The 26,595-nt window shown below is 50.1% G+C and carries 22 protein-coding genes; 6 read left to right on the top strand and 16 right to left on the bottom strand.

Going from position 1 to position 26,595, the window contains the following annotated elements:
- The first annotated feature begins 122 nt into the window (after positions 1–122).
- Entirely contained in the window at positions 123–1,202 is a 1,080-nt protein-coding gene (locus HMPREF1548_RS20210; protein WP_035323133.1) for a M24 family metallopeptidase, read from the top strand.
- 104 nt (positions 1,203–1,306) lie between these two features.
- On the opposite strand, the gene HMPREF1548_RS20205 is transcribed toward HMPREF1548_RS20210, so the two are convergent.
- Together HMPREF1548_RS20205 and HMPREF1548_RS20200 are read right to left on the bottom strand one after the other, a co-directional pair.
- Positions 1,307–2,518 carry a Gfo/Idh/MocA family protein gene (locus tag HMPREF1548_RS20205; RefSeq protein WP_021638377.1) on the bottom strand — a complete coding sequence of 404 codons (1,212 nt, stop codon included), beginning with the start codon at positions 2,516–2,518 and terminating at the stop codon, positions 1,307–1,309.
- Positions 2,519–2,734: 216 nt separating this feature from the next.
- Complete coding sequence (locus tag HMPREF1548_RS20200; RefSeq protein WP_035323024.1) at positions 2,735–3,574, bottom strand: helix-turn-helix transcriptional regulator; 840 nt, start codon at positions 3,572–3,574, stop codon at positions 2,735–2,737.
- 279 nt (positions 3,575–3,853) lie between these two features.
- Between HMPREF1548_RS20200 and HMPREF1548_RS20195 the strand changes: the two genes are divergently transcribed.
- From HMPREF1548_RS20195 to HMPREF1548_RS30650, 5 genes are all read left to right on the top strand, one after another.
- Entirely contained in the window at positions 3,854–4,228 is a 375-nt protein-coding gene (locus HMPREF1548_RS20195) for a BlaI/MecI/CopY family transcriptional regulator (RefSeq protein WP_021638374.1), read from the top strand.
- Positions 4,218–6,539, top strand: a complete 2,322-nt coding sequence (locus HMPREF1548_RS20190; RefSeq protein WP_021638373.1) for a M56 family metallopeptidase — start codon at positions 4,218–4,220, stop codon at positions 6,537–6,539. The genes HMPREF1548_RS20195 and HMPREF1548_RS20190 overlap by 11 nt, the downstream gene beginning before the upstream one ends.
- 421 nt (positions 6,540–6,960) lie before the next feature.
- On the top strand, positions 6,961–7,338 hold the full coding sequence (locus HMPREF1548_RS20185; protein ID WP_021638371.1) for a BlaI/MecI/CopY family transcriptional regulator: 378 nt from the start codon (positions 6,961–6,963) through the stop codon (positions 7,336–7,338).
- 1 nt (position 7,339) lies between these two features.
- Positions 7,340–9,061, top strand: a complete 1,722-nt coding sequence (locus tag HMPREF1548_RS20180; RefSeq protein ID WP_021638370.1) for a M56 family metallopeptidase — start codon at positions 7,340–7,342, stop codon at positions 9,059–9,061.
- Between the two features lie 105 nt (positions 9,062–9,166).
- Positions 9,167–10,015 carry a zinc ribbon domain-containing protein gene (locus HMPREF1548_RS30650; RefSeq protein WP_025488922.1) on the top strand — a complete coding sequence of 283 codons (849 nt, stop codon included), beginning with the start codon at positions 9,167–9,169 and terminating at the stop codon, positions 10,013–10,015.
- Between the two features lie 121 nt (positions 10,016–10,136).
- Here HMPREF1548_RS30650 and HMPREF1548_RS20170 read toward each other — a convergent pair whose 3' ends face one another.
- The 14 genes from HMPREF1548_RS20170 to HMPREF1548_RS20105 form a co-directional block, all read right to left on the bottom strand.
- The gene (locus tag HMPREF1548_RS20170) at positions 10,137–12,230 is read right to left on the bottom strand and encodes an aminopeptidase (RefSeq protein WP_021638368.1); all 2,094 of its coding nucleotides are present in this window, start codon (positions 12,228–12,230) and stop codon (positions 10,137–10,139) included.
- Positions 12,227–12,544 (bottom strand): DUF6142 family protein, encoded by a 318-nt coding sequence (locus HMPREF1548_RS20165; RefSeq protein ID WP_021638367.1) that lies wholly within the window; start codon positions 12,542–12,544, stop codon positions 12,227–12,229. Before HMPREF1548_RS20165 ends, HMPREF1548_RS20170 begins: the two co-directional genes overlap by 4 nt.
- A gap of 129 nt (positions 12,545–12,673) precedes the next feature.
- Positions 12,674–12,826 (bottom strand): hypothetical protein, encoded by a 153-nt coding sequence (locus tag HMPREF1548_RS30095; RefSeq protein WP_021638365.1) that lies wholly within the window; start codon positions 12,824–12,826, stop codon positions 12,674–12,676.
- Between the two features lie 34 nt (positions 12,827–12,860).
- A complete protein-coding gene (gene pyrE, locus HMPREF1548_RS20155; RefSeq protein WP_021638364.1) occupies positions 12,861–13,535 on the bottom strand; it encodes an orotate phosphoribosyltransferase in 675 nt (224 codons plus the stop codon).
- Positions 13,536–13,586: 51 nt separating this feature from the next.
- Positions 13,587–14,513, bottom strand: a complete 927-nt coding sequence (gene pyrF / locus HMPREF1548_RS20150; RefSeq protein WP_035323022.1) for an orotidine-5'-phosphate decarboxylase — start codon at positions 14,511–14,513, stop codon at positions 13,587–13,589.
- Between the two features lie 379 nt (positions 14,514–14,892).
- Complete coding sequence (locus HMPREF1548_RS20145; protein ID WP_051358443.1) at positions 14,893–16,044, bottom strand: YibE/F family protein; 1,152 nt, start codon at positions 16,042–16,044, stop codon at positions 14,893–14,895.
- Entirely contained in the window at positions 16,044–17,750 is a 1,707-nt protein-coding gene (locus HMPREF1548_RS20140) for an alkaline phosphatase (protein ID WP_035323021.1), read from the bottom strand. Before HMPREF1548_RS20140 ends, HMPREF1548_RS20145 begins: the two co-directional genes overlap by 1 nt.
- 107 nt (positions 17,751–17,857) lie before the next feature.
- Positions 17,858–19,015: an iron-containing alcohol dehydrogenase family protein gene (locus tag HMPREF1548_RS20135; protein WP_021638360.1), complete on the bottom strand. Its 1,158-nt coding sequence runs from the start codon at positions 19,013–19,015 to the stop codon at positions 17,858–17,860.
- Positions 19,016–19,183: 168 nt separating this feature from the next.
- Positions 19,184–21,571, bottom strand: coding sequence for a ribonucleoside triphosphate reductase (locus HMPREF1548_RS20130; RefSeq protein WP_021638359.1), 2,388 nt, complete (start codon positions 21,569–21,571; stop codon positions 19,184–19,186).
- A 244-nt stretch (positions 21,572–21,815) separates the two neighbouring features.
- The gene (locus HMPREF1548_RS20125) at positions 21,816–22,865 is read right to left on the bottom strand and encodes a tetratricopeptide repeat protein (RefSeq protein ID WP_021638358.1); all 1,050 of its coding nucleotides are present in this window, start codon (positions 22,863–22,865) and stop codon (positions 21,816–21,818) included.
- 187 nt (positions 22,866–23,052) lie between these two features.
- Complete coding sequence (locus tag HMPREF1548_RS20120; protein WP_025488916.1) at positions 23,053–23,475, bottom strand: DUF2000 domain-containing protein; 423 nt, start codon at positions 23,473–23,475, stop codon at positions 23,053–23,055.
- A gap of 31 nt (positions 23,476–23,506) precedes the next feature.
- Entirely contained in the window at positions 23,507–24,451 is a 945-nt protein-coding gene (locus HMPREF1548_RS20115; protein WP_051358442.1) for a DMT family transporter, read from the bottom strand.
- Entirely contained in the window at positions 24,438–25,307 is an 870-nt protein-coding gene (locus HMPREF1548_RS20110; protein WP_035323125.1) for an AraC family ligand binding domain-containing protein, read from the bottom strand. Before HMPREF1548_RS20110 ends, HMPREF1548_RS20115 begins: the two co-directional genes overlap by 14 nt.
- A 309-nt stretch (positions 25,308–25,616) precedes the next feature.
- A complete protein-coding gene (locus HMPREF1548_RS20105) occupies positions 25,617–26,402 on the bottom strand; it encodes a Wadjet anti-phage system protein JetD domain-containing protein (RefSeq protein ID WP_021638353.1) in 786 nt (261 codons plus the stop codon).
- Between the last annotated feature and the right edge of the window lie 193 nt (positions 26,403–26,595).

Below are 26,595 nucleotides of genomic sequence, written 5' to 3'. Positions count from 1 at the left end.
TTAAAGCCGCATGCCGTCTCCCCTGGCTATCGGGAAGGCCGGGAAAAGCTCTCCCGGACGTTTTTTTCTGCATGAATAAAATTACAAAACATAAGCGCCGAAACGCGCAGACAGGAGCAAAAATGAATCAACTTTATTTGGATCGCCTTGGCCGGGTATGCGCCGAAATGGAAAAGAAAGAGCTGACACAGATGATCGTAAGTGATCCTTTAAGCATCTGGTATCTTACCGGTGTCTGGATTGAACCTTACGAAAGACTCTATGCGCTGTATCTCAGAACAGATGGGAAGCATAAATTCTTCCTGAACAAGCTTTTCGTCATCCCTGAAATTGATGTGGAGAAAATATGGATGACAGATACGGACGACTGTATCGGAACCGTAGCGGCTGCAGTGGACGCAAAAGCTGATATGGGCATAGACAAAAGCTGGCCCGCACGCTTCCTTCTTGATTTGATGGAACGCAATCCCGGAGTACGTTATGTCAATGCCTCCTCCTGTGTGGATAACGTCCGTTCCATCAAGGATGAATATGAAAAAGAAAAAATGCGGGAATCCTCCCGGATCAATGACGCCTGTATGGAAAAAGCCGCCGCTTTCGTAAAAGCGGGTATGACGGAAAAAGAATGCGCTGATTACGTCCGTTCTCTTTATCAGGCGGAAGGCGTCGAAGAAGGCTTCAACACCATTCTTTCTTTCGGGGTCAACGCCGCGGATCCCCACCATGAGCCTGATGATACTGTTTTAAAACCGGGTGATTGCATCGTAATCGATATGGGCTGCCGCAAGGACAGCTACTGTTCCGATATGACACGGACCTTTTTCTGTCAGGAAGCAGATCCCGATTATGCGAAAATCCACGATCTTGTCAGAAAGGCCAATGAAAAAGCCGAAAGCCTTATCCGTCCCGGCGTCCGTTTCTGCGACCTGGATAAAGCTGCAAGGGATTACATTACACAGGCGGGCTACGGCGAATATTTTAACCACCGTCTGGGACACTCCATCGGCCTGCAGGATCATGAGCCAGGCGATGTAAGCCTTTCCAATACCGCAGTTGTGCAGGAAGGAATGACCTTCTCCATCGAACCGGGCGTCTATCTTCCCGGCAAATTCGGCGTCAGGGTTGAAGATCTGGTTCTTGTTACCGCAGAAGGCTGTGAAGTCCTGAACAAAGTCGATAAGCATTGGAAAACCATCGGTTAAGGCGGACACGACCACTCGTCCGCAGCACCTTTGTCCGTAGAAAAAAACACCGTCCGATTCCGGAGCTCTCCGAAATCGGACGGTATTTTCAGTGAATCTGTTTTTTACAGCGCTGTTTCCTCCCGGTTCATCCACATGCCGTTTGTAAAGTCGGGAATTGCAACCGGCTGCCCGCCGAGGGCAATAGATTCCTCAGTTAATGCGGAAATACTCATCCAGGCCGCCGCATCATAAACATCTATCGGACAGGGCCTTTTTTCCAGAACACTTTCAAAGAAAGCTTTGAATACCAGCCAGTCCATACCGCCGTGCCCTCCGGTCACGCCGTCATTAAGGAAGCTCTTCCAAATCGGATGATCATACTCCTTTTCATATTCCTTCGCATTCCCCCAGTATTTACTAAAGGCAAATTCATCTTCCTCGGAATACTTCTGATCCAGAAATACGGTGTCATTTTCCTCTTCATACATCCCCTTCGTACCGCATACCGTAAAATCCCTGCTGTAAAACCGGGGCAATGTTGTATTCAGCGTCAGCAGAATGGTTTCCCCTCCCGCACATTTGATAATAGTATTCACCACATCTCCCTGGGCAAAACGCGTATTCACCAACGACTTGTTTTCCGGATTTCTCTCCGCGGCATAAGCATGCATCCCCACCGCCTTGGAAGCCATGGAGGTTAATGTCAGCATACGGTTTCCGCTGTTGATGCCAAGAATTTTTGCAATCGGCCCCAGCTCATGCGTAGGATAATTCTCCGCATTGCGGTGTATGTAATTACGCAGACGGTAATGACGCATCTCACAGCCTGTCCCCACCTCCGTGCGCAGATCATGCATATAACCGCCCCGGCAGTGCACCACTTCCCCGAACAGCCCCTGCTTCACCATATTTAACGCCATCAGCTCCCGCCTTCCGTAGCAGCAGTTTTCCAGGAACATAAACGGCGTCCCTGTCTGTTCGTAAGCATCCACCAGATCCCAGCACTGCTTCACGCTATAAGCGCCGCCAACCTCCATTCCCACAGCTTTTCCGGCCCTCATAGCTTCCACTGCCACCGGGATATGGCTTTCCCATGCACAGGAAATGACAACAGCATCCACATCCTCCCTGCGCAGGACCTCACGGTAATCCGTCGTTACCGCCGGCAGCCTGCCGCACATTTCCTGCGTCAGCCTCCCCCCTTCCTCCGCACGGTCTGCGTAAGCATCGCATACTGCCGTTACCTCCACCATCGGCATCTGAAGAATAACCTCCTTCATCAGCCCATGTCCTCTGCTTCCCAGTCCAATAACTCCTACCCTTAATTTTTCCATTTGGTTTATCCCCCATTTATTATTTTATGTAACTGTTCAGTCCCCCTCACAGTCACTATTTTATTTCCTTTTATTCTACTTTTACCATATCCAAAATTATATTTCTATAGGAATTGGGGGATAAAATCTTTGAATTCAGACATATATTTTTTCTGTTGCCCAAGCCTCCCGGCTTATCCTCACACAACAGACGGAACAGGCCAAAGCCATCCTTTCCTACCTCCGCAGCGCCAGGTAGGCTCTGGGAGACATCCCCACGATACGTTTGAAAACGGTGCTGAAATAATTCTGATCATGGAATCCCACCGCTTCCGCAGCCTGGCCCACACTTTTCCCCTCCTCTAAAAGCCTTGCCGCCTGCCGCATCTTCATCTGGTTAAAATACTCCACCATCCCGATTCCCGCATAGCGTGAAAAGGTTTTCTTAATGGTGGATTCACTCATACTGCACAGCTGGGACACCTCCTGAAGAGACAGCCGCTCCGTCATATGCTCCTCCAGTACCCGGACAATGGCGCGGTAATTTCCGGCGCCGGCGGATTCAATCACCGTAAAGCCCTCTCCCCGCCTGGAACAGGCTGACAGGATAATATTTTCAATCCCGCTGACGAACAGATGGGCATCCGCTTCCCTGCCGGCATTGATCTGATGCACAAGTATCTCCTGTTCAAACCGGAAAATCCGCTCCGACTCTGAAAGAAGTCCGCAAAGCATTTCTATCTCCCCCTCCAGCAGCCGGAATCTCCGCTCCTTCAGCGCAGGCATGACATCCGCGGCAAAGGTCACCACAATGATGTGCGGCATAGTCCCCTTTTCCGACCAGAAGCTGTGAAATTCCATAGGACTGTGGAGAACCGCCTGTCCTTCCTCCAGCATAAAAATATCTTCGCCCGCCGTCACCCGGATAGCTCCTTCCACCACGCAGACCAGCTCCCAGAAATCATGGGTCTCCCCGCCAAAATAATAATCTTTATCAAAAATACGTTCAAAAGCGCTGAACAGGGCGGAAATGCGGATACATTTTTCCACCACGCAGCCCTTCAGTGTTGTTTTCATCCTCTCTGCCTCTTTTCCAATCACAGTTCAGACCAGGCTGAACCGATGCCTTTTCCATTCAAACTGTTCTTTATATCCCCTATATCCCCGGCAAATGCGACCTCCGGCAGCCTTGGAAACCTGCCTTTTTTCTCAGCCGTTTATTTATTCTATCATGATTTACACCGAATAAACATTCCCAATTCCGTGGCTTTTTGTCCTTGACATATGTACTCTATCATGATAGAGTGAACACATACTCTATAACAATAGAGTTAAATAAGAAAAAGGTGATATACAATGAAAAAAAACAATAAAATAAGTGAAGCCGAACTGGAAATCATGAAGGTGATCTGGGAAGCCGGGGAACCGGTGCCCAGCACGGATATTGTCCGCCGGCTTAAGGACAAATGCGGCTGGGAAGACACCACCATTTATACCATGCTGAGCAAGCTCGTGAAAAAGGGCGTTCTCATACGGGATAAAAAGGTGGTTTCCTACTACTCGGCCTCTCTCACGGAACAGGATTACATGCTGGAACAGACGGAATCCCTGGTAGACCGCCTGTTTGCAGGCGATTCCAGACAGCTTGTTTCCATGCTTGTGGAAAACAGGAAAATCGGCCGGGAGGATATCAGGGAACTGCGGCAGCTCTGGGAGGCGGATGATGAATGAATTCCTTCTCCTCCTGCTTTCCATGTCCCTGTCAGGTACTCTGCTGGCGCTGCTTTTATTCCTTCTGCGCCCTCTGTTGAAAAGGAACCTGAGCCGGGCCTGGATGTACTACATCTGGTGCATCGTAGCCCTCCGGATGCTGCTGCCCTTTGCCCCACGGCAGAACCTGGTAGGCAGTCTGCTTGCTGATCCGTCAGCCGCCATGCGGCAGTTATCCGCACTATCCGCATTTATGGAGGATACAGCCCCTGCCGCTCTGCCCTCAGACCAGGTGTTTAACAATGCGGTTTCCAAAGCATTCCCTGAGAAAGCTTCCGGAGCAGTAAAAGACGAGTCCCAAAAGCCGGGCACACTGTCCGCCGCCGTTCCTGCCGCATTGGATTCCGCTCCGCCCGCCCCGGCGGCGGAACCTGTATCCGCTGTTCTTTTCACCCTTTGGCTTGCCACGGCAGTTTTCCTGTTTCTGCATAAAGCTGCTGCCTCCCGCGCTTTTCTCAGAAAGCTGTATGCCGCTTCCCATGCCGTCACCGCACAGGAAATCACCGCCTGTTATGCTTCGGTCTGCAGGGAACTGTCCGTGCGTAGACCTCCCCGGCTGCTGGCCAGTCCCGAAACGGATACCGCCATGCTGGCAGGTATGCTTCGCCCCGCTGTTATTCTGCCTGCCGCAAAAGAACCGGATATGCGCTCCCTGGCCTGCATACTCCGCCACGAGCTGATCCATTACAAAAGAAAGGATGTCTGGTTTAAATGGATTTTCCAGCTGACAGCCTGCATCCACTTTTTCAATCCGGTTTCCCATGCGGTCTGCCATGAAGTCAGCCGCTGCTGCGAACTTGCCTGTGATGAAACCGTGGTAAAAAATATGACCCCCGGGGAACGGAAAGCCTATGGCTCAACGCTTCTGAACGCCCTGGAAGCCAGGGGACCAGCACACATCAATTCTGTTTCCGCATCGCTGTGCGGAAACGCAAAATTCATCAAAGAAAGGCTGGATACCATTAAAATGTCAAAGAAAAAAACAACCCTGATCAAGGTACTTACCCCTGCCCTGACTGCCGGCCTGTGTTTCGGCGCTTTCTATCTGGGCGCATGGGCCGCTCCCGCCGATCCTCTGCAGGAAGAAAGCTTCTTATCCGGGAAAAATGCGGTTTCACCGGTATCACTCACCGCCGCTTCCTCCCTGATGCCCGTTTCCTCACAGACTCCCTCTGCAGCACAACAGGCTCAGATTCCGGCAGGCTATACGGCCCTTCGGACCGAATCGGTCTCCCTGGAGGCCGTAAAGGAGCTGCAGCTGTCACTTTCCTATGAGGATGTAACAATTTACCCTTCCGCCGATAATACGCTGACCTACATATTCTGCGGAAACAATTCCTGGAATTATGCAGAAAATGAAATTGCAGCGCTCAGCCTAAAAGACGGCACGCTGGTCCTGGAATCCGGTGTGTGGAATAAGGCATGGTCCCGCCTGTCTTACCGGAAATGGCAGTCGAAGATCTTCATTTATCTGCCCGCCGACCTCAGCGCTGACCTGTCCGCCTCCATCGGAAGCGGCAGCATGAAAAGCACGATGGCGGTAACGGCTGATACCGTAGCCCTGGATACCGCTTCCGGAAGCATGACCTTTTCCGATGTAAACAGCCGCAGCGGACTTGTTGTTTCCAATAGCTCCGGTTCCACAAAAACAGGCTCTGTCACCTGCACGAAGGCGGAACTGGACAATTCCAGTGGCAGCCTTCGCATGAATGCCGTAAACGCCTCCATGAACGGTATTATTTCCAACGGCTCCGGCTCCCTCACAGCGGGCAATATCACCGTTGGCACAACTGCGGCGGCGGCCTCGGATTACCAGTGTATCATCAGCAATGCCAGCGGCCATATGGAAACGGGCGATGTAACGGTCTCCGGCAGTCTGAATCTGTCCACCGCCTCCGGACCCGCAGCTCTGGGCCAGGTATCCGCAGCCGCCTACACCGTTTCCACCGCAAGCGGCAGCCTGAAGCTGACGGGCCTGAGCGGAAACGGCAGCCTCTCCTGCGCAAGCGGAAGTATCAAGGCAGGAACACTAATCCCCACCGGACCGGTTTCCATGGACAACGGCAGCGGCAGCATCCGGGCCTCTATCCCGGAAAATACCGGGCTGGAATTTTACGCAGCCCACATCGGCCCAGGCAGTATCAATGCCTTTTTCCCGATACCGGATAAAAAATCCGCCTCCGCACAATCTCCGGTCCAATACGGAAACGCGCCCTACTATCAGATTACCGCAAGCACACAGACCGGATCGATTACACTGAACAAAAAGTAACTTCTTTTTCTTATTTTCTAACAGCTTACTGCCCAATAACCTGTCAATAACCAACGCCGCCTGAATAAAACAAAGGGCGGCGTTGGTTTTGCGCCCTGTTGAAAAAAGGTGAGGGCTGACTTTGGAAGCTTGTTTACCATGTTTGCTCCCACCTTTTTCCGTATGGACGTATAAAAGGAATTTCTTTATGCATTTATAAAATGAAATTGCGTATGGATACATAAATCAAATACCCCGCTGCAAGCAGCGGGGTATTTGACCCTCGCGGCAGTCGCCAAATATCCATGCAAGCATGGCTACTTGGCTCGTTGCTCGCGGGAATAAAATTTATTTTCTACATTTGCCGAAAAATGTGTTGACAATTATATTAGACATGTGTAGAATACAAATATAGACAAATGTAGAAAAGGAGCTGATATTTATGGATACTATGAAAAAACTGCCCGATGCGGAGTTTGATATCATGAAAGTAGTCTGGGCAAACGAACCTCCGATTACAACAAATATCATCATGGAGCAGCTTGGCAACGGGCGGGCCTGGAAAGCCCAGACCGTTATCTCGCTTATGCTCCGGCTTGTGGACAGGGGCTTTCTGAGCACGGAGAAGCAGGGAAAGGAGCGCACCTATTACCCCCTGGTGAGCAAAGAGGAATACCTGAAGTTTGAGACAAGCAATTTTGTAAAACAATACCATGACAATTCTGTCCTGGGCCTTGTCAATACGCTTTATAACGATAAGGCTCTCAGTGATGCGGATGTTGATGAATTGCTCCGGTGGGCAAAAGAACGGAGGGGATGAAATGCAGAATTTTATAATAACGCTGCTGATATGTTCTGTTACCATGTCGGTGCTGGGCATATTCTATATGGCGGTTACTCCGTTGCTGGCAGAGCGCTATTCCCCGAAGGGCCAGTACTATGCGTGGCTGATTATCATAATCGGACTCATTATCCCCTTCCGGCCCCGTTTTAAGAACCCTTTTGTCAAAATAATATCCACGGATACAACAATGCCTGCCATTCAGTTAGGCAGCGGTACCCAGCTTACCTCCCCCATTGCCCCCACTGCAGCTTCTCTGCCTGCCCCGGCCTCTCCTGCCATGCCGTTGACCTGGTGGCAGGCCGCCGCCGCTATATGGGTAACGGGAATGGTTATATACCTTATTTACCATATGGTAAAGCACTGCCGCTTCCTCAAAATGACAAAGCGCTGGAGCGATCCCATTACGGATGCCGAAGTCCTGAGGCTGTTTCAGGATATCAGAAAAGAAGCCGGCATTTCCGGTAAAATCGACCTCTACCAATGTGAATGTGCCGGCACGCCGATGCTGACAGGCTTTATCCACCCCAGGATACTTCTCCCCCACATACATTTTGCCGCAGATGAGCTTCGCTTTATCCTTTATCATGAGCTTGTCCACTATAAGCGTAAGGATCTGTGGTACAAAAGCCTCATACTGCTCGCAACCGCCGTTCACTGGTTCAATCCGCTTGTGTATCTGATTGCAAAAGCCATTAACATACAGTGTGAAATATCCTGCGATTCCGAAGTGGTGGACAGGACGGATGCCGATACGCGGCTCCATTACAGCGAAACAATCATAGGCGTGGTCAGATACCAGTCGAATCTGAAAACCGCACTGGCAACTAATTTTTACGGAGGTAAAAAAGGCATGAAAAAAAGAATATTTTCCATCATGGACACACGAAGCAAAAAAACAGGCATTGCCGTCCTCTGTGGCGTACTGCTGCTCACCTTTGGAACCGGGTTTGCCTCTGCCGCCAATGAGGATGCGGATAACGCTCCCAAAGCTATCTATACCCAGGAAAGCTTTTCTTATGGCTACAGGTTCCAGCCCACTCCCGAAATTTATGGAAAGTATTTCTCCATGGGCCTTTCCATCTCAGAGGATGGAAAGAAGCTTCTCTATAATGGGCAGAAGGTAAAGCTTTTTGTGGATGAATACGCTGACGGCCAGGCTTTTTACTATGATGAGGAGGGTACGGTTAACCTGCGCGCTGCGTACAATTCCTCCGGGAAAATTTCCGGCCTGAGTACCCTGGCCGAGGATGAAGCCCAAAAGATCCGGGCCGCATTTTTTAAAGACGATATTAAAAGTGAAATAAATTCAGATAACAGCGATGACGAAGTAAACAGCGAACCCGCCCCTAAGGAAAATAAATTTGACAGCTATGCACCTTTTGGGATTACCCTGAATGCGGATAAAAAAATCATGTACTTTAACGGACAAAGAGTAAGGCTGTTTGTCGATAAGAATGAAAGCGAAAATTATTATTATACAGCATGGCAGGATCAAGAAGGTACTGTTGATTTATCGGTTTTAAGAGACTCCTCCGGACAGATTAAGTATATCGTCACCCTGTCGAAAGAGGCGGCCCAGTACTATGTGAAGGATATTGAATCAGCAGGCATGCTCAGTGAGGATGAGCTGAATGCCCTGGAGGATAAAATCACGCAAAGGGTCACAGAGAAAATGAATGAGAAATATCCGCAAAAATAGGCCAAAGCCCCCTAAAGCCAGCTGCTGCCGCCGAAAATAAATGACATAGTATTACCTGTATGCTATAATGAAATTACTACATTTATGACTAAGGAGGGGTACTTTATGCCACTTGTTAAATGCCCGGAATGCGGCAAAGAGATTTCAGATCAGGCGCCCGCATGTATCCACTGCGGTTATCCCATCAACACAGACAAAAGCGGTGATAGCCCGGCAGATGAGTTAAATGCTCCCGATGTGACACCGGGAACGGAATTTTTCTCTGTTTGCGAAAGCTGCGGCAGTTTCCTTTTTACTACCAAAAGCCGGATTGAAAACACAACAAAGCAGAGTGGATATCCCACATGCGGAAAATGCGGCGGAAAGATAAAGCTGCTGGCACGCAAAGAGAAATGGATGAAAATGGAAAGTGCTGACAAAGAGTCCATCGTCCGGGAGGAAATGGAAAGAGTCAGAAACGGTCCGGAATTTAACTGGGAAATGGCCTCCCGCTGGGGAAATAACTTAAGGCCTGATTTAGATGTCCAGGGATACTGCCCCAAATGTGCCAAGTATTATCCGAAATCCGATGCACTCAAAAAAGGAATAGACAGGTGTGAATTCTGCGGAACAAAAATCCGGTATTCGGATATTCTTACCCCTGATTTTACCGACATGTATAATGAATATCTGGAACAATCCGGCGGCTTGCCGTCAACAGAACAGAACGTCGCGGATTTTATCCGGAAAACCTTTCTTGAAAATGATGAAATGTTCAGTGAAGAAACATGCAATCAGAGACTGCACCCGGGACAATATCAGAATGCCAGAGGGAATCAGAGCCAGATGCCATCTTGTCCCAACTGTGGTTCCGGGCAAATTCAGAAAATATCTTCCGGCGGCGGCTTCCTTGGTTTATTTTCAAGGAAAGGGAAGAAACAATGGCACTGCGGGCATTGCGGCTTCGAATGGTAATACAGACAAAAGCAGCTCATCACAAACGATGCGCTGCTTTTTTATCAGTTCATTTATAACAGTTCAGGAGGACACATCTTCCTGAAAGGCTCTGCCATCCGGAACTGTTACGTTACGTTTTTTACAGCCCGTCCTCAAACGCCTTGTTCAGCTCCTCACAGCCCTCCAGCACAAAACGGCCGTCGCGGATAATCACATATTCCTGTCCGCCGCCGTCTACGGCCGTAAGCTCACCCAGCTCATCATAGGGAATCGTAATGTCCGTATGGCAGTTCAGATAAGCCTTGCCCAGATCCTCACTGCGCAGGGCTGATACTTCATTTTCCTTGGCAATCAGACGCTTTCCGTCCGGATTGAAGGTTGTAAGCTCTTCCTCATGGGAATAGCAGGTGTCGCCTACGGCGAAATGAGGACCCATCTTCTCCGCAATCAGGATCGGCAGCTTATCCCCGATATCGTATTTATCGGCAAATACATACGCCGTAGTGTTGGTACCGATGGCAAATTCACCCATGGGCAGCGTATCATGATGGTGAAGCACGTTTTCCCGGATAAACTTCCGGTTTTCCTCCGGCGTGTCAAAATTGGTACAGCTGTAATCCGCAATCATGCCATCCTTAAAATCAATCTCCAGGTTCAGGTACTTCAGCCCGTTCAGATAAACCTTGGAAACATGAAGCTTCCCTTGCGTACCCGCCAGCACCGGTGATGTGAAAACCTCTCCCACAGGGATATTCACGTCGGCCACACAGTTCTCAAAGTTGGTTTCCTTCTCCGGGTTTTCCAGCCTGTGAAGTACCACTTTCAGATCCGTCCTGTTGACGCCGCAGCCTTTGATGCGGACATATGCCGCCTTATCCAGCGTGTCGATGATTTTCTGCTGAATGCCCTGATACAGGGTATAATCCAGCGTGTTGATGCGCAGCACGCCGTCGAAAATCTCTTCGAAATTGTCCCCGATTTCCGGCACAGGGAAAGCGATAATCGTAAAGCTGCGCTCTTCTCCCTTTACATATTCATTCATCAGCGCACCCGCCGCGGACTGGAATTCCACCGCCAGCTTCTGCTGTTCCTCATTCAGGCGCAGATTTTCTTCCTTGCTTTCCGGTTCAAAGGGAATGCCGCCGAATTCTTCAATCACCGCAGGACCGCCGTGTACGGCCGCCAGCTCCTTCACGCTTTCCAGAGCATTTCGGTAATTTTCCAGACGGTGATGCACATATTTTTTGTCATAGTACAGCGCCTGATCATATTCATGATCGTATTCAAACTGTTTATTGGCGCAGGCGCCGTAATACCCGTTCTTGCTCAGCTTTCTGCCCTCCAGGAAGCTGGCGGGCGCCCGGTATATTACGGATTCCAGCCCAATCCCTGCAAAATTTTCCACAGCTTTCCGCACAACACGTTCAAAGCCGAGGAAATACCGGATATTCACCGATTTTTTCTTCCCGATATCCTTGCCGGTCACCTCAAAGCCGATGCGGTAGCCCTCCGTATAGGTATCCGCCATGAGGGCGATCTTTTCCTCCGGCAGGCTATTCACATAACGGGCCATCCGCAGCTCATTTTCCGTTACATATTCCCCGAAACGGTAAAGATAACGCAGATCCTGCAAGTCACTGTCCATAATGATGCGCAGTGCGAAATCCTCCTTCCAGTCGAAGGTGGAGCGCATATTTTTTTCCAGCATGGTTTCGGAATAGTCGCTGGCAAACCAGTAAATCATATCCCTGATTTCCTCTGCCCTGGGGCTGACACCCTCCTCCGCCGCTGAAACAAAAGCGTGATAAACCTCCAAAAACAGCTCCATCCGGATCACCATGGATTCCACATCCTGCTCATAAGCAAAGGCGATCAGGCTGCGCAGCTCCGCAGCCAGGAAGGAGAGCATCTGTCCGAATTCCTTTCCCAGGCGGGCGGCGGCAAAAGACGGGTTAGCGTAGCTTTTTCCATAATTTTCAGGAAGGATATCCTCATACAGACGGCGGTTATGCTCCCTGAGCTCCTCCATTCCCGCTTTTTCCAGATTTCCGTCCGCAACATAATGGAATTCCTGTACAAACAGATCAATCAGGCCCGCCGTGCGTACAAAATAATCCCTGAACGCGGCGTCCACGGCCTCTTCCTGCAAAATCTGTGCAATTCGTTCACAGCTCAGTGCAAAACGTTCCGCCAGCATTTCATCCTGCACCGCTTCTTTTTTATTCTCACTCATATTCCATACACTCCTGCATAAATGATAAATCCAATCCCCGCAATTGCCAGCAGGTTCAGGATGATCCCCAGATAAGAGAAAAGATAAAATCTGTCCTCTTCCATTTTAGACATGATACCTAATACGATTCCGGCCAACGCAAAAAGCAGCGCGAATAAAGCAGCCACTCCGTATTTCACCAGCGCCTGCCCCTGATTCCTGAAGGTTTCATACACGGCCAAAAACAGGGATACAAGGGCAATTATCCCCAGCACTGCGGACATGATCCCTTTTTTTGACTCTTTCTTGTTCGTAAAAATATATTTACGTCCCATCTGCTTCCTCCGTTTTCCCTGTGAATGAATTTACAAACCCACTCCGGGAGCTGTCAAAGGGTGCCCCGTGCTGCTGCCGGGAAAATAAGCTTCCTCCTCCGGCCGCCGCACAAAAGACACCCTGTAAAATCAGAAAATAATCTTCGATTTTCCGGACAGCAGCTTCGCGCCGCCGATAATCAGCAAAGTTCCGCTGACAATCCCTGTTACCATGGCAATGATTCCCAGGACGATATTCATGGCCCCGGTGCCTTTCATGGTTCTGTAAATTTTTTCATCCATATGATGTCCTCCTGTTTTGCAGCCCTTCAGTAACCTATTTCACTCCATACTGCGCATAATATGCATCAATTGACGCTTTCATGGCATCGTCAATTATAATCTTGCCGTCATGAGGTTTATTATACAGATATTCCACCACTTCTTCCATACTTACGATCGCATTTGCGGGAAAGCCGTACAGCTCCTGGATTTCCTGGAGCGCGCTCTTTTCTCCCTTTCCACGCTCGCAGCGGTTGAGGGAAACGATCAGTCCCTTGATTTCAACATCGGCCTGGGCCTTGATGATGGGGAAGGTTTCCTCGATGGATTTGCCGGAGGTGGTTACATCCTCGATGATAACCACTCTGTCGCCGTCCTTCATTTTGCTTCCCAGAAGGATGCCAGTATCGCCGTGATCCTTTACTTCCTTCCGGTTGGAGCAGTATCTGATATCCTTTCCGTACAGCTCGCTGATCGCCATTGTGGTGGCAACGGACAGCGGGATGCCCTTGTAGGCGGGCCCGAAGAGGATGTCAAAATCCAGCCCGTAGTTGTCATGAATCGCCTTTGCGTAATATTCCCCCAGCTTACGGAGCTGCGTTCCTGTCACATATGCGCCGGCATTCATGAAAAACGGGGATTTTCTGCCGCTCTTAAGCGTAAAATCACCGAACTTCAAAACATCACTTGCAATCATAAAATCTATAAATTCCTGCTTATACTGTTCCATTTCTGCCTCACCTTCCGCCTTTTGGGCTTCTTTTTTCCAAACGTATTATGATTATTTTGTTCCCAGCGCAGTGGAGATATCGTCAATCATATCAAGCACTGCCTGCCTGGATGCGTCCGCATAGTTGGCGGCGCCAAACTGCGCATATTTTTCCTGCTGATATGCCGCGATGATTCCCCTGGAGGAATTCACGATAGCGCCCAGCCCGTCTTCATTGAAGAAAGGAAGCAGATCAGCGCCTTTTCCTCCCTGCGCGCCATAGCCGGGAACCAGGATGTATGCCTTGGGCATAATTTTACGGAGGACCGCTCCCATTTCAGGATAGGTTGCGCCCACGACAGCGCCTACATAGCTGTAGGAATCTCCCATGGCTTCCTCCCCCCACTGGGCAACCTTCTCACCCACCAGCTCATAGAGCGGGCGGCCGTCAATGAGCCTGTCCTGGAATTCGCCGCTGCTGGGATTAGAGGTCTTTACCAGAACAAAAATACCCTTTTTCTCTTCCCTGCACACATCGATGAAGGGCTTCACGCCGTCGGAACCAAGATAGGGGTTCACGGTGGCAAAATCCTCTCCGAAGCCGGACAGACGGCTGCTTCCCACCTTCGCTCTGCCCAGATGCCCCACGGCATAGGCTTCCGAGGTGGAACCGATGTCGCCGCGCTTGATATCGCCGATAACCACCAGATCCTTTTCCTTACAGTAATCCACGGTTTTCTGGTAAGCGATCATGCCTTCGATCCCGAACTGCTCATACATGGCGATCTGAGGCTTCACCGCGGGAATCAGGTCGTAAACCGCATCCACAATCCCCTTGTTGTACTGCCAGATGGCCTCTCCCGCTCCCTTTAAGGTCTCTCCGTACTCCTCAAAGGCCCGCTTCTGAATCTGCTCCGGGATGTACTTCAACATCGGATCCAGCCCCACAACGATGGGCGCATTGGTCTTTTTTATCTTTTCCACAAGCTTGTTAATCATAATACATTCGTTCCTTTCCATTATAGATATTAAACGAAGGTAACTGCGTGGTACCCTCACAGTTACGAACGAAGCTTCTTTTGTCCGCAAAAACAGAACCGCCCGGAAGCGGTTCGTCTACCGTTGTCCGGCCTGCTGAACAGTTATGAGAATTTGTAACTGTTCAGTACCCCTCACAGTTACTGCTAAAATCCATCCTAAATCGCCTTTGGCGATGGATTTTAGCACTCTTGAATCACTTTCTTACGGTCAACGCAGTAAATGCGCTGACCTGCTGAACAGTTATGAGAATTGTAACATATTTACAGGTATCGCACAAGAGATTAGTTGGCCGGATGGAACACACAGCTTATGTTTGAGGGACAGGAAAAGCAGAAGTTTAAGATGGCATGCTGCCTTTTTTTCTTGTCAGGAGCAGGCCTGCCATGAGGGCGGTGAAGGGAGCAACGGTTACCAGGCCGAAGCTGCCTACCACGGTATCCAGGACTTCGGCGGCCACATATTTATAGTTCAGGATGTGATCGATGGGGGTTCCCTGGGCCATGAAAACCATGAGGAGGGAAATATAGCCGCCGGAATAGGCGAGAAGAAGGGTAGTCGTCATGGTGCCCATGGCTGCGCGGCCCACGCGCAGGCCTGACAGAACTGCTTCCGCGGGCAGGATATCCGGCTTTTTGGAAATGACCTCGTATACGGCCGAGGTAATGTCAACAGCCAGGTCCATCATGGCGCCGGAAGCGCCGATAAAAATACTCGCCATAAAAATAGAGGTCAGATCAAGATCCTGGTAGCCACTGTAAAGGAGGGATTCGGAGCTTGTCATGACCGCGCCGTGGATTTTAAACAGATCCGTAAACAGGATTCCCAGTATACAGGTGGTGGCTACGCCGAGAAGCGCGCCCAGGACTGCGGACAGGGTACGTTTGTCCGGGCCGTATACAAAAAAGATGATAATGGCAGTGAGAACAGCCGTGATGGCGATGCCTGTCCAGACCGGGGAACAGCCCTTCAGATAGCAGGGAACAAGAACCTTCCATATCATTAATATGGTAATAAAAAAGGAAAGAATCGCCTGAAACCCGATTTTTCCTGCAAAAACCACCAGGAATACGGCGAAAACCGCCAGAAGGATAAACTCCTTGTCCAGCCGGTAATGATCCGACAGGATTACGGATTTTATTTCCTGCCCTTTGTAGCTTATGGTAAGCAGGGCGCGATCCCCTGTTTTAAAAATTTTATCCTTTTCCAGGGAACCGCTGAGGAAATTCACGCCCTCCAGGGTCTGCCCCGCAAAAATTCCGTTCCCGATTTCCAGGGTGCACAGCTGTTCGCCGGACTGGATCAGGCCTGAAGTAATAATCGCAGAATTATCCGTACCCACTACCTTGCCCACGGCGCGCTCCGTCCCCTGATAAATAAGGGCATCCTCATAGCCTGTGGGAAGGCATATGAGGATACCGATGACTATCAGTCCGAAAATTGTGGTAAGTACTACGGAATTCTGCCTTTTGAAAAAAGACATTATTTTCATCATTCCACTCCTGACAGGGCGGCCAGACGGTTATAAATATCCGTATTATCATAGTAGCCGTCAAAGCTGTCCGCTCCGGTTCCCTTAACCAGCACTTCCACGGGAAGCCCTGTATGGGCATAGGAGCCAAAATTTACGCCGCTCTTGTTATTAAGAATATGAGTGATGGTTACGGTCAGCGGTTCGTAGCTGCCGTAACGGATATATTCGTCCTGCGCGAACTCCTCTTCCTCCCCGGTGCGGGACATGGTCGTTTCGTAAGCACCTTTAAGAAGCCCGTATTCATAATCCGTCATGACCAGGGCGCCGTCATTTCCTGATTCCGGATGCAAATCTGCGCTGTCCTTTTGCTGTGTGGCGCTGCTTCCTTCCCCGGCAGGCGCCTGCAGGCCGAACAGCTCTGTCACATCCAGCATGACTTGCGCGAAATCCGTTTTATTTTCCTTGTAAACAGATACATAGTCGGAATCAAATTTTGCATAGGAGATTTTCTGGTTTTCAAAATTCTTTAAAAAGGTATCATAATCCGTTCCCGCAAAGCCGATGGTCAAACCGCCGGTTTCATGATCCCCGGTGACGATGATGAGGGTTTCCTCCGGATGCTGCTCATAGAATTCCACGGCTTTCTCCACCGCATTATCCAGGGCAATGGTATCCGTAATTGTGGAAGCGGCGTCGTTGGCATGGCAGGCCCAGTCGATTTTTCCGCCTTCCACCATCATGAAAAAGCCAGTTTCATTATCCAGCACCTCAATGCCTTTTTCCACATAATCAGCAAGCGCCCATTCCTCCTGCCCGCGATCCAGCTCATAGGACATGGCGCTGCTGTCTGCCAGATGTTCGTCGATAACGATGACCTTTCCGCTGTCCGCGCCCAGCGCTTCCGCCTCCGCCTGTGTTTTTACCACCTGGTAGCCTGCGTTTTCCGCCAGTGTGTAAAGATCCTCCTGATCCTCATTTTTGCCGGTTGTCTGCAAAAGGCCTCCTCCGGCAAAATAATCAAAGCCGCTCTCAATCAGCTCCAGGCCGATGTCATAATAGCTGCTTCTGGACGCCTGATGCGCATAAAATGCGGCAGGCGTGGCATGGTTTAAATTTACCGTGGACAGCACGCCGATTTTATAATCCTTCTGTGCTTTCAGCTTTTCCGCAATCGTTTCATAGGTCTGCGTAAAATCCTCACTTACATTGATGCTTCCGCTCCAGGTCTTTTTGCCCGTGGCTATGGAGGTCGCCGTAGATGCGGAATCCGGTGCAAAGGAGGTGCTGTCAAAGGTCTGCGCGGATCCGGCCACCGGGAAATCCATCATGGCCAGATGATTTTTACTCTGCAGGATCGTCTTTTCCTCCCCGTCCACAGCGACCGTTTTCCCCGCGTCCGCCTGGGAAGCGCTCAAAAAATAATTGGTCAGCTGCACCTGAGGATAACTCATCCCATCCCCGATAAAAAGGAACACATACTTAGGCGCTCCCGCCTGCACAGAGTCCTGCGCCCCAACCTGTTCAACCGCCGACGCGCCTGCCGCAGTCTGAATATCCTCCACAGCCTGAATATCCCCCACAGCCTGCGTCCCCGGCACCGTTTCGCTGCCCGCCTCACTCGGAGCCTCCGGCGATGCGCCCGCTCCCGAACACCCGGTAAGCGCACCCGCCAGCAGCATTCCTGTCATCAATAACGAAACCAATTTCTTTTTCACTCTCTTCATAATCTCCTTCCATATTGTAGTATGTACAATCGACAGGTTCATTATAAAGAGCCAACCTTAAATCTATTGACGTGTTCACGCAAAAAGTATGTAAAACCAGGTAAAATCTACCGGTATCCCTGCAGTTTTTCCCGATCGAGCATAAACGGATAGTTCTTCAGCTTCGCCGGATTGGCCAGCACCTCATCCATCGTTCTTTCCCACAGCTCCTCTGATATCGCCACCTCTCCCAGCAGCTGCCTGATATATTCGCAGAAGGTCTGCTCTCCGCCGAAATCCAGCAGGTACAGCACCTTCATTGCTTCCTCCTGATTTCCATAGTTCCGGATAAAGCCGGGCAGGAAGATACCCACTGCCTTGCCGTGAGGCACTCCCATTTCAGTGGTAATGGGATAGCTCAGTCCATGCGGCAGGCTCGTTCCGGTATGGGCAATTGCCATGCCGCCCAACGTGCAGGCACGCATAAGCGCCTGGCGCTCTTCTTCACCGATTTCAAAACGCAGCAGCTTATCCTTGATTTTCGCCCAGGTCCGTAACCCCATTTCACTGTATATCCTGCTGTATTCCGTACTGTTGGTATTCAGGTGGCTTTCTATCAGATGGGCCAGTGTGTCCACCGCCGTATTGATGCAGCCGGTGCGGGAGGCCGTCTGAAGATAAGTTACATCCACAAGGGCCAGCGCCGGGAAAATATGATGGCTGATGCTTTGCTTCGTCCGTTTTTCCAGATGGGCAAAGGCCTCCCGGTCCTTTTCCAGGGGAACCGTGGTAAGCACAATATCCGGAAGCACATTTTTCGTCAGAATGGCATAAGGCGTCACCTCGGAACCGGTTCCTGCCGTGGTGGGCACCTCAGCCACCGGAAATGCCTCCCTGACCGGGCCGTCCGCGGAGGTCTGCACTTTGGTGTACAGAAGCCTCTCATCATGCTCCGGGTTCGCCATCATCAGTGAAATGGCCTTGGAAGCATCCATGGGAGAACCGCCGCCCACGCCGATGACAAAATCCGCACCCTCGCTGACTCCCAGCGCCCTCGCCTTCATCACCGTTTCCACGGAAGGATTCTCTTCTATTTCATCAAAAATAACATAAGGTATCCTCTCTCTTTCTAACGCGCCCTTCACATCCTCCAGAGAGCCGTTGATCCGTGAGGAATGCTTTCCGGTCACTATCAGGGCTTTTGTCCCCAGCGCAGCCAGTTCGCGGCTGTGGTTTTCCACACAGTTCTTTTCATTATAAACTTTGGTTGGCATATAAAGCTTCATATACGTTCCTCCTCTTTCCCGCTTTTGATGCTTCTATCGTAACTGTAAGATACTGAACAGTTACCTTCTATTTTATAACAAAAAAAGATAAGCCGCCATCCCCTTACCGTAACTACGGGCAGGAAACAACAGCTTTTCTTTTTAATTCCATACAGGGCAGAAGGAGTCCTATGCGTTCACCACATTCTTCTGCTCCGAATATTTCTTAATATTGGATGCATTGATAATCTTACGATACTCTTCCCCGTTCACCACAACCAGGGTAGGCGCCTGCATCACGCCGTATTTGCCGGCCAGCTCCGCATTTTCTTCCGCATCGATCAGAATATAGCTTTCATCCTTCAGATATTCCTTCGCCAGCTTACAGTTGGGGCAGGTCTTCGTGGTAAAGAGATATTTCACATCATCCGCAGACTCCGCCTTTATAGCGGCATTCTTCTCGTAATCCGCCAGGGTAACCACCGCGGAGGAATGCTTCAGTTCGGATCTGGACAGATCATATTCCGTTCTGTTGGTAAATTCCTGTGCCTTTCCGTCGTTCCAGTTCTGCACGGGACGGTAGTAGCCGGTAATACGGCTCCAGACCTCTGTTACCCTGCCGCACTTCGGGCACACCTTCTGTTCGCCGGTAAGATAACCATGCTCAGAACAGATGGAGTAGGTGGGTGACAGGGTATAATAAGGAAGCTTGTAATTTAAAGCAATGGTCCTCACCAGGTTGGCCGCCGCCTTCCAGTCGGGAAGCTTCTCGCCCAGGAACGCATGGAATACGGTGCCTGAGGTGTAAAGCGTCTGGATTTCATCCTGGATATCCAGCGCGTCAAAAATATCAACGGTATAGTCAACCGGAAGATGGGAGGAATTGGTGTAATAAGGCGTATCTCCCTGATTTCCTGCGGTTTTGATTCCGGGCCATCTTTTCCTGTCATGCTTTGCCAGACGGTAGGTGGTGCTTTCTGCAGGAGTTGCTTCCAGATTGTAAAGATCACCGTACTCCTCCTGATAGTCGGCAAGGCGTTCCCTCATATGGTTCAGCACTTCCTTGGTAAAATCCTGCGTATGTTTGCTGGACATATCCTCACGCAGCCAGTTCGCATTCAGGCCGACCTCGTTCATTCCGATGAGGCCGATGGTTGAAAAATGATTGTCAAAATTTCCAAGATATCTCTTTGTATAAGGATACAGGCCTTCATTCAGCAGCCTGGTGATCACCTGTCTCTTGATTTTCAGGGAACGGGCGGAAATATCCATCATCTTATCCAGACGTCTGTAAAAATCTTCTTTATCAGCGGCCAGATAGGCAATACGGGGCATATTAATAGTAACCACGCCCACGCTTCCGGTGCTCTCGCCGGAGCCGAAGTATCCGCCTGTTTTCTTTCTCAGCTCACGCAGATCCAGGCGGAGACGGCAGCACATGGAGCGCACGTCGCTGGGCTGCATGTCGGAATTGATATAATTACTGAAATACGGGGTGCCGTACTTAGCAGTCATTTCAAAAAGGAGCCTGTTGTTTTCTGTATCGGACCAGTCAAAATCCCTGGTAATGGAGTAGGTGGGAATCGGATACTGGAAGCCTCTGCCGTTGGCGTCGCCTTCGATCATGATTTCGATGAAAGCCTTGTTCACCATATCCATCTCCGGCTTGCAGTCCTTGTATTTGAAATCCATTTCTTTGCCGCCCACGATGGCAGGAAGCTCCGCCAGGTCATCCGGCACGGTCCAGTCCAGCGTGATGTTGGAGAAGGGCGCCTGCGTTCCCCAGCGGCTGGGGGTATTGACCCCGTAAATAAAGGATTCAATGCATTTCTTCACTTCCGGATAGGTCAGGTTGTCAGCCTTCACAAAAGGGGCAAGGTAGGTATCAAAGGAAGAAAAAGCCTGCGCACCCGCCCATTCGTTCTGCATGATTCCCAGGAAGTTAACCATCTGGTTGCAGAGCACGGAAAGATGTGCCGCAGGAGCCGAAGTGATTTTCCCGGTGATTCCGCCCAGGCCTTCGGTGATCAGCTGCTTTAAGGACCAGCCCGCGCAATATCCGGTAAGCATGGAAAGATCATGGATATGGATGTCCGCATTCCTGTGTGCCTCGGCAATTTCCTCGTCATATATTTCAGAAAGCCAGTAATTTGCAGTTACAGCGCCGGAGTTGCTTAAAATAAGACCTCCCACCGAGTAGGTGACGGTGGAATTTTCCTTCACGCGCCAGTCTTCTACCTTCACATAGCTGTTCACTACGTCCTTGTAATCCAGGATAGTGGACTTCATATTACGCATTTTCTCACGCTGCTTGCGGTAAAGGATATAAGCCTTGGCTACTTCTGTATAGCCCGCCTGCTCCAGAATCTTTTCCACGCTGTCCTGGATATCCTCCACATGCACCGCTGAGTCCTTTACTTTATCCTGAAAATCTGCGGTAACACGCAGCGCCAGCAAATCAATAATGTCGTTGCTGAATTCCATACCTGTGGCGTTAAATGCCTTCATAATGACATCATTGATCTTAGTGAGCGTAAAGTCTGCCGTATCGCCGTTTCTCTTAATTACATGGAACATATTGCTTCCCCCTCTGTGATTTTACTGCTTTCCTTTAACATGTTCATCAGTCCTTTATGCTTAAAAATAGCAAGTGTCCATCCTTTCCGGATGAACACTTGCCCCCTTATCGGGCGTTGGAATCATTGTATCACCATTCCCAGGTGAAGTCAATGGACAACACAACATATTGTATTAGTGGTAAAATCTTGACATAAATGTAGTGCGAAATGACACCGGAGGCGTTCTCCGGTGTCTGAATATTTTACCGTGTCTGAAGGAATTCGTACTCTCTCTGGGCCTTTGCGTCATCCGGATAGGTACTGATATATTTCTGCATCAGTACGGTTGCCTGTTTAAAATCTCCCAGATATTCGTACGCCACAATTTCATTAAATTTGAGCACCTGCATCAGCTCGTTGCCCTCAATTGCAATCCCCGCCTGAAAGGCATTCAGCGCCGCTTCGTACTCACCGATTTTCAAATCGCACAGCCCCAGCTGGTTATATATCTGCGCGTCCGGCGTATTGCTCAGGTAATTGCTGTACACACTTGCCGCATAATTATAATCGCCCAGCTTTTCATAGGTCTGTCCCAGCAGGCTTACCACATCCACACCGGCGTTGGAATCCTTTGCCTTTTCCAGGCTGTTCCTCGCGCTGTTGTAATCTCCCAGGTAAAAGCTCATCCTGCCCCGGTTATAATCACTCAGCTTCTTATCGTCGTTGTCAAGAACCGTCTGCAGATACCCTTCTCCCAGCTCCTGCAGCCCGTTTTCCGCACAGCTGCAGAAAATGTTAATCCGCATGTCGTAATCCTGCGGCTCAATTTCCACCGCCTTGTCAAAGTCAGCTTTCGCCGCCTCCTGGTCACCCTGTTCGATCTCGATGACCCCTTTCAGGTAATACGCCGTTTTTTCCTTGGGGCGAAGCGCCGTAATCGAATCGTAGACGGCCTTGGCCTTGTCAAGCTCACCCAGCTTGTAATAAGCAGTGGCCAGATAATAATTGATATCAAAATCCATCTGCTCCACATTAAAGTCACTGTAGCTGAGCGCCTTTTCCAGATACTCCGCCGCCTTGTCGTATTCAGTAAGCCCCATATAGGCAAGTCCCTGTCCCCGGTAGGAAAGCCTTGCATCCTCCTTATTCAGCAGCGCCGCATCAAAACACTTCAGCGCTTCCTCATAATTCAGCTGCTCAATCAGCTTCATGCCCTGGTCGATATTCTCCTGCTTACCTGTCCCGCAGGCCGGCAGCACTGCCATACACAGACTGCATAGAAGAACCATGGTCATATATTTTAACTTTATCATATTTATCTGCGCACCTGTAAATTTCCGTTGCTGTTCCTTGTCACAGAGGTTGTCCCTCTGCCCTCACGTTATAGTATAACAAATCAGGGTTCTTTTTTCATCCCTTTTTGCCAATAAATTTTCAGGTGTTCTCTGGAAAAATATGGTTATGTTTCACAAACCGGCTCAGGCATGTTTAAAAACTGCCCTATCGCAGCAGCGGCAGGCTCCCTGTCAGCCGGTTTACCTGCTTTTTCGTTCCCCAGATGCCGATGCCCAGATAGGTGATATCCTCTTCTCTTGCCGCCGCGGCCCTGCTGATAAATTCATCATAGGTCCTGCAGCTTTGCGCCACATCGGAAAAATCAACCGCCACACATTCTGCAAATTCCGGCTGATAAAGCTGTTCCCTGATCTGCCTGAGCTTTTCCTTGTCCGCTTTCAGGATCGGCACGGGGTAAGCGGTGATTCCCAGGTGCTCCCTTCCGTTTTTATCCAGCACGTCCGGGCCGATTACCTCCGGGATTTGTTTTCCCAGCGTCATCCCCAGGATTCCCGCCGCATTGGCAAGCACACCCGCAGGCAGCTCCTCATCCAGTATCATTACACATTTTCTGTTTTCAGCTTCCATCGTTTCTGTCCTCATTTCCTTCTTTTCTGTTTTATTCCAGCGCCTGCTGCTCACCTTCCGGCTGTACGGCCGCCTCCGCGGCATCCTTAGCCGTTTCTTTCCCCCATTTCTGGGACAGGAACAGGCCGCCCAGCGTCAGAAGGATGCCCACGGCGGAGGCTGCGGTTATTTTCTCTCCCAGTATCAGCGCCGAGGTCACCGCGGTAATGACCGGAACCATATAAATGTACACGCTGGTTTTCACGCTTCCCAGCGCCCTGACCGCATAATTCCAGGTTACAAAGCAAAGCGCCGAGGCTCCCAGCCCCAGAAACAGCAGATTGCCCAGATTGGACAGCTGCATAAGCTGTGCGGCCTCCACGTGGAAATCCATGAGGAAAAGAACAGGGATCATAAAAATAAGCCCGTAGAAAAAGGTCCTTCTGGTCGCCTGCACCACATGGTAGCCGAAATCCCCGATTTTTCTGGTAAGCAAAGAGTAGACCGCCCATATAATGGCAGCGCCTATGGCAAGGACATCCCCCAGAGGGTTCAGGGAAAGGGCCGCTCCGCTGCTGCCGCTGATGAGGCAGATTCCGGCCATGGCCATCACAAAGCCCAGGAAAAATCTTTTTCCCGGCTTATCCCCCTTGCGCAGGAAGAAGCTGAAAATCGCCGTAAAAAATGGCGCTATGGAAATAATCACCCCCACGTTGGAGGCCAGCGTATACGTCAGCGCCATGTTTTCCATTAAATAATAAAGCGTAACGCCGCAAAGTCCCGCTGCCGCAAAGCACAATTCCTGTTTTTTCTCCGCAGGCTTCAACTGATGTGGATATACGAGCCACAGCGTGGCATAGCCTATCAGGAAACGGATAAAAAGTATCTCAATGGGGCTGAAGCTCTTCAGCAGCACCTTGGTGGAAATAAATGTGGTCCCCCAGATAAAAATCGTTACAAACGCCGCCAAATGCCCTTTCATATCACTTTGTTTCATCTTCGCCCTCTCCTGTCTCATTGCTGTCTTTTTCCTTATCCTGAAAAATACGCTGGTACTGCTTGGGCGTCAGCCCGATAAACTCCTTAAAAAAGTGGGTAAAATGGCTCTGATCCGAAAATCCGGCCATCCCTGCCGCATCAATAGGCGCAATCCCTTCCTCCAGGAAGCGCTTCGCCTTGTCCAGCCGGATCGTCTGAAGATACCGGTAAGGCGACACCCCGGTCTGCCTGGTAAAGGAACGAAGCAGATAGGATTTCCCGAAATCCGTCATGGAAAGCAGATCATCCAGCGTCACGTTTTCTGCAAAATGCTCCTCCATGTATTGGCACAGGCTCTGGATTTGCCGGTTCGGACGCAGCACATCCGCCGATTCAAAATCGGACGCATACTCCCTGAGAATCTGGTCCAGCAGGAAAAACAGGTTCTCCTCCTTTTCCAGCAAAGGCGCATCATTCAGCACCGCCCGGTAAAGATCCTGTACGGACTGCGCAATATCGCTCTTATAGACCACAGTTTCCGTAAAATAAGGCATATAAGCCTCGCCCGTAATTTCCTTCACCGCCCGCGACATCACCTCCGGCTTGATATTCACCGCCCGGTAGTCTAAAAGCTCCCCGTTTACAGGCGCGCAGTAATGATTATCCCTGGGATTGAACAAAATCAGATCCCCCGCCGACGTATCATACTCCTTCCCCTTGCACCACAGATGGCGCTTTCCTCCCTCAATAAAGCCAATCACATAATATTCATGAAAATGATTGGGAAATTTCTGGACAATACCGCTCAGATTATAAGCCTCAATATCCAGATCCCGATCATAATATACATGCCTTTGTTCCTGTTCCTGCAGCATGGCCGTTCTCCTTTCCTTCCGCCCTGTCCGGTTCACCATCCACAGTTCCGCTTCAGAGCATGTATATCCACTTTACCATACGCCGGAAGGGCTGTCTTGTATGATCTTACACCTCACAGAATCCGGAAAAAACTCCCCTATAATACAACTGCCCCGCAGCATGCGGGAGTATTTTCAGAATACCCCCGCCGGCTGCAGGACATTTTTTTCTTACTATAATATCTGAAAGTTTCACTGCTTCCCTGCCTGCATGATCCCCTGCAGGTATTTATCCCGGATCCTGCCTGAGTCCCTCTTACAAGGGCAGGCTTACTCCTTCCATAGCATACATTCCTGTTCAATCACCTTACCGGTTTCCAGAATACATTTTTTCAGTCCTTCCAGAGTTTCCGGCACACTCAATTTACGAAGCTTATCCAGGTAAGCTTCCTCTACCGCCGCTGCTTCCTCCGCATACTTCAAAAAAGTTTCTTCATCCATCCACAACGGCTGAAGCTTTGGAAATATATTTTTCTGAATATGCTGGAAAATCCGGATTCCTCCATAATCAAGATCGCCCGTATGAAAATATTCCACACGTTTCTTTTTAAGAACCGTCTCCAGCTTCTTTAGAAAAAATCGTTCCTTCGGGGAAAAAAATCCATGGGTATAAACCAACAGGGCGCCTTCTTCATAAGGCATCTTCATAAAATTTGCCTTATTCTCCACGGTAACTACCTTACATATATCCTGTTCCTGGCAAATCTCCGCATTTTTCAGCATATCCGCATTCAGCCCGACGCCAAACGGAAACTCCGAAAAACCGGAAACTTTTCCACATACCTGAAGCCTGAGCGGTCCCTTTATCCACAATTCCTGACTATAGGTTTCCACAAAAATCTGACTCAGAACCTCTTCGGCGCTCATTACCTCCGGATCAGAATCCACATCAGGATGGAACCTCCTGGCAGCGCTGATTACAACTCCCTGAATTTCATTCTCAAATACCTTCGATTTTCCCAGGAAATGCTTACTGAACACCCTTTTGTAAATCGGTTCATTTAACTGGTTCAGCCCGGCAAGAGCCTTCAAATAATACTCTTTTTTCTCATACACTCTGGGTATCTTTCCAGCTTCCAGCGGCTTCCTCAGTTCCTCCAGGCTGTCCAGCAGCCAGGGTTTCCATTCCCTGCTGCCTATCAGCTCCTCCTGTTTTTGCGTCTGACCGCACAGAACGGCGCCCGGCCCGGACAGAAGCCGGCGGGGACAGGGAAGGTGGCGGACTCAGGGGCCGCATGGCGCACACAAC

This window comes from Clostridium sp. KLE 1755 (assembly GCF_000466465.2).
Classification (GTDB): Bacteria; Bacillota; Clostridia; order Lachnospirales; family Lachnospiraceae; genus Eisenbergiella; species Eisenbergiella porci.
The sequence above is the reverse complement of the archived record's forward strand: the minus strand, read 5'-3'. Positions and strand labels throughout refer to the sequence as shown.

Coding starts and splice junctions, on each gene's coding strand:
- HMPREF1548_RS20195 (WP_021638374.1), top strand. CDS start 3,854: ATGAAAAAAAACAATAAAATAAGTGAAGCCGAACTGGAAATCATGAAG.
- HMPREF1548_RS20205 (WP_021638377.1), bottom strand. CDS start 2,518: ATGGAAAAATTAAGGGTAGGAGTTATTGGACTGGGAAGCAGAGGACAT.
- HMPREF1548_RS20120 (WP_025488916.1), bottom strand. CDS start 23,475: ATGGAAGCTGAAAACAGAAAATGTGTAATGATACTGGATGAGGAGCTG.
- HMPREF1548_RS20110 (WP_035323125.1), bottom strand. CDS start 25,307: ATGCTGCAGGAACAGGAACAAAGGCATGTATATTATGATCGGGATCTG.
- HMPREF1548_RS20190 (WP_021638373.1), top strand. CDS start 4,218: ATGATGAATGAATTCCTTCTCCTCCTGCTTTCCATGTCCCTGTCAGGT.
- HMPREF1548_RS20165 (WP_021638367.1), bottom strand. CDS start 12,544: ATGGGACGTAAATATATTTTTACGAACAAGAAAGAGTCAAAAAAAGGG.
- HMPREF1548_RS30095 (WP_021638365.1), bottom strand. CDS start 12,826: ATGGATGAAAAAATTTACAGAACCATGAAAGGCACCGGGGCCATGAAT.
- HMPREF1548_RS20145 (WP_051358443.1), bottom strand. CDS start 16,044: ATGAAAATAATGTCTTTTTTCAAAAGGCAGAATTCCGTAGTACTTACC.
- HMPREF1548_RS20180 (WP_021638370.1), top strand. CDS start 7,340: ATGCAGAATTTTATAATAACGCTGCTGATATGTTCTGTTACCATGTCG.
- HMPREF1548_RS20125 (WP_021638358.1), bottom strand. CDS start 22,865: ATGATAAAGTTAAAATATATGACCATGGTTCTTCTATGCAGTCTGTGT.
- HMPREF1548_RS20200 (WP_035323024.1), bottom strand. CDS start 3,574: ATGAAAACAACACTGAAGGGCTGCGTGGTGGAAAAATGTATCCGCATT.
- pyrE (WP_021638364.1), bottom strand. CDS start 13,535: ATGGAACAGTATAAGCAGGAATTTATAGATTTTATGATTGCAAGTGAT.
- HMPREF1548_RS20185 (WP_021638371.1), top strand. CDS start 6,961: ATGGATACTATGAAAAAACTGCCCGATGCGGAGTTTGATATCATGAAA.
- HMPREF1548_RS20170 (WP_021638368.1), bottom strand. CDS start 12,230: ATGAGTGAGAATAAAAAAGAAGCGGTGCAGGATGAAATGCTGGCGGAA.
- HMPREF1548_RS20140 (WP_035323021.1), bottom strand. CDS start 17,750: ATGAAGAGAGTGAAAAAGAAATTGGTTTCGTTATTGATGACAGGAATG.
- HMPREF1548_RS30650 (WP_025488922.1), top strand. CDS start 9,167: ATGCCACTTGTTAAATGCCCGGAATGCGGCAAAGAGATTTCAGATCAG.
- pyrF (WP_035323022.1), bottom strand. CDS start 14,513: ATGATTAACAAGCTTGTGGAAAAGATAAAAAAGACCAATGCGCCCATC.
- HMPREF1548_RS20210 (WP_035323133.1), top strand. CDS start 123: ATGAATCAACTTTATTTGGATCGCCTTGGCCGGGTATGCGCCGAAATG.
- HMPREF1548_RS20115 (WP_051358442.1), bottom strand. CDS start 24,451: ATGAAACAAAGTGATATGAAAGGGCATTTGGCGGCGTTTGTAACGATT.
- HMPREF1548_RS20130 (WP_021638359.1), bottom strand. CDS start 21,571: ATGTTCCATGTAATTAAGAGAAACGGCGATACGGCAGACTTTACGCTC.
- HMPREF1548_RS20135 (WP_021638360.1), bottom strand. CDS start 19,015: ATGAAGCTTTATATGCCAACCAAAGTTTATAATGAAAAGAACTGTGTG.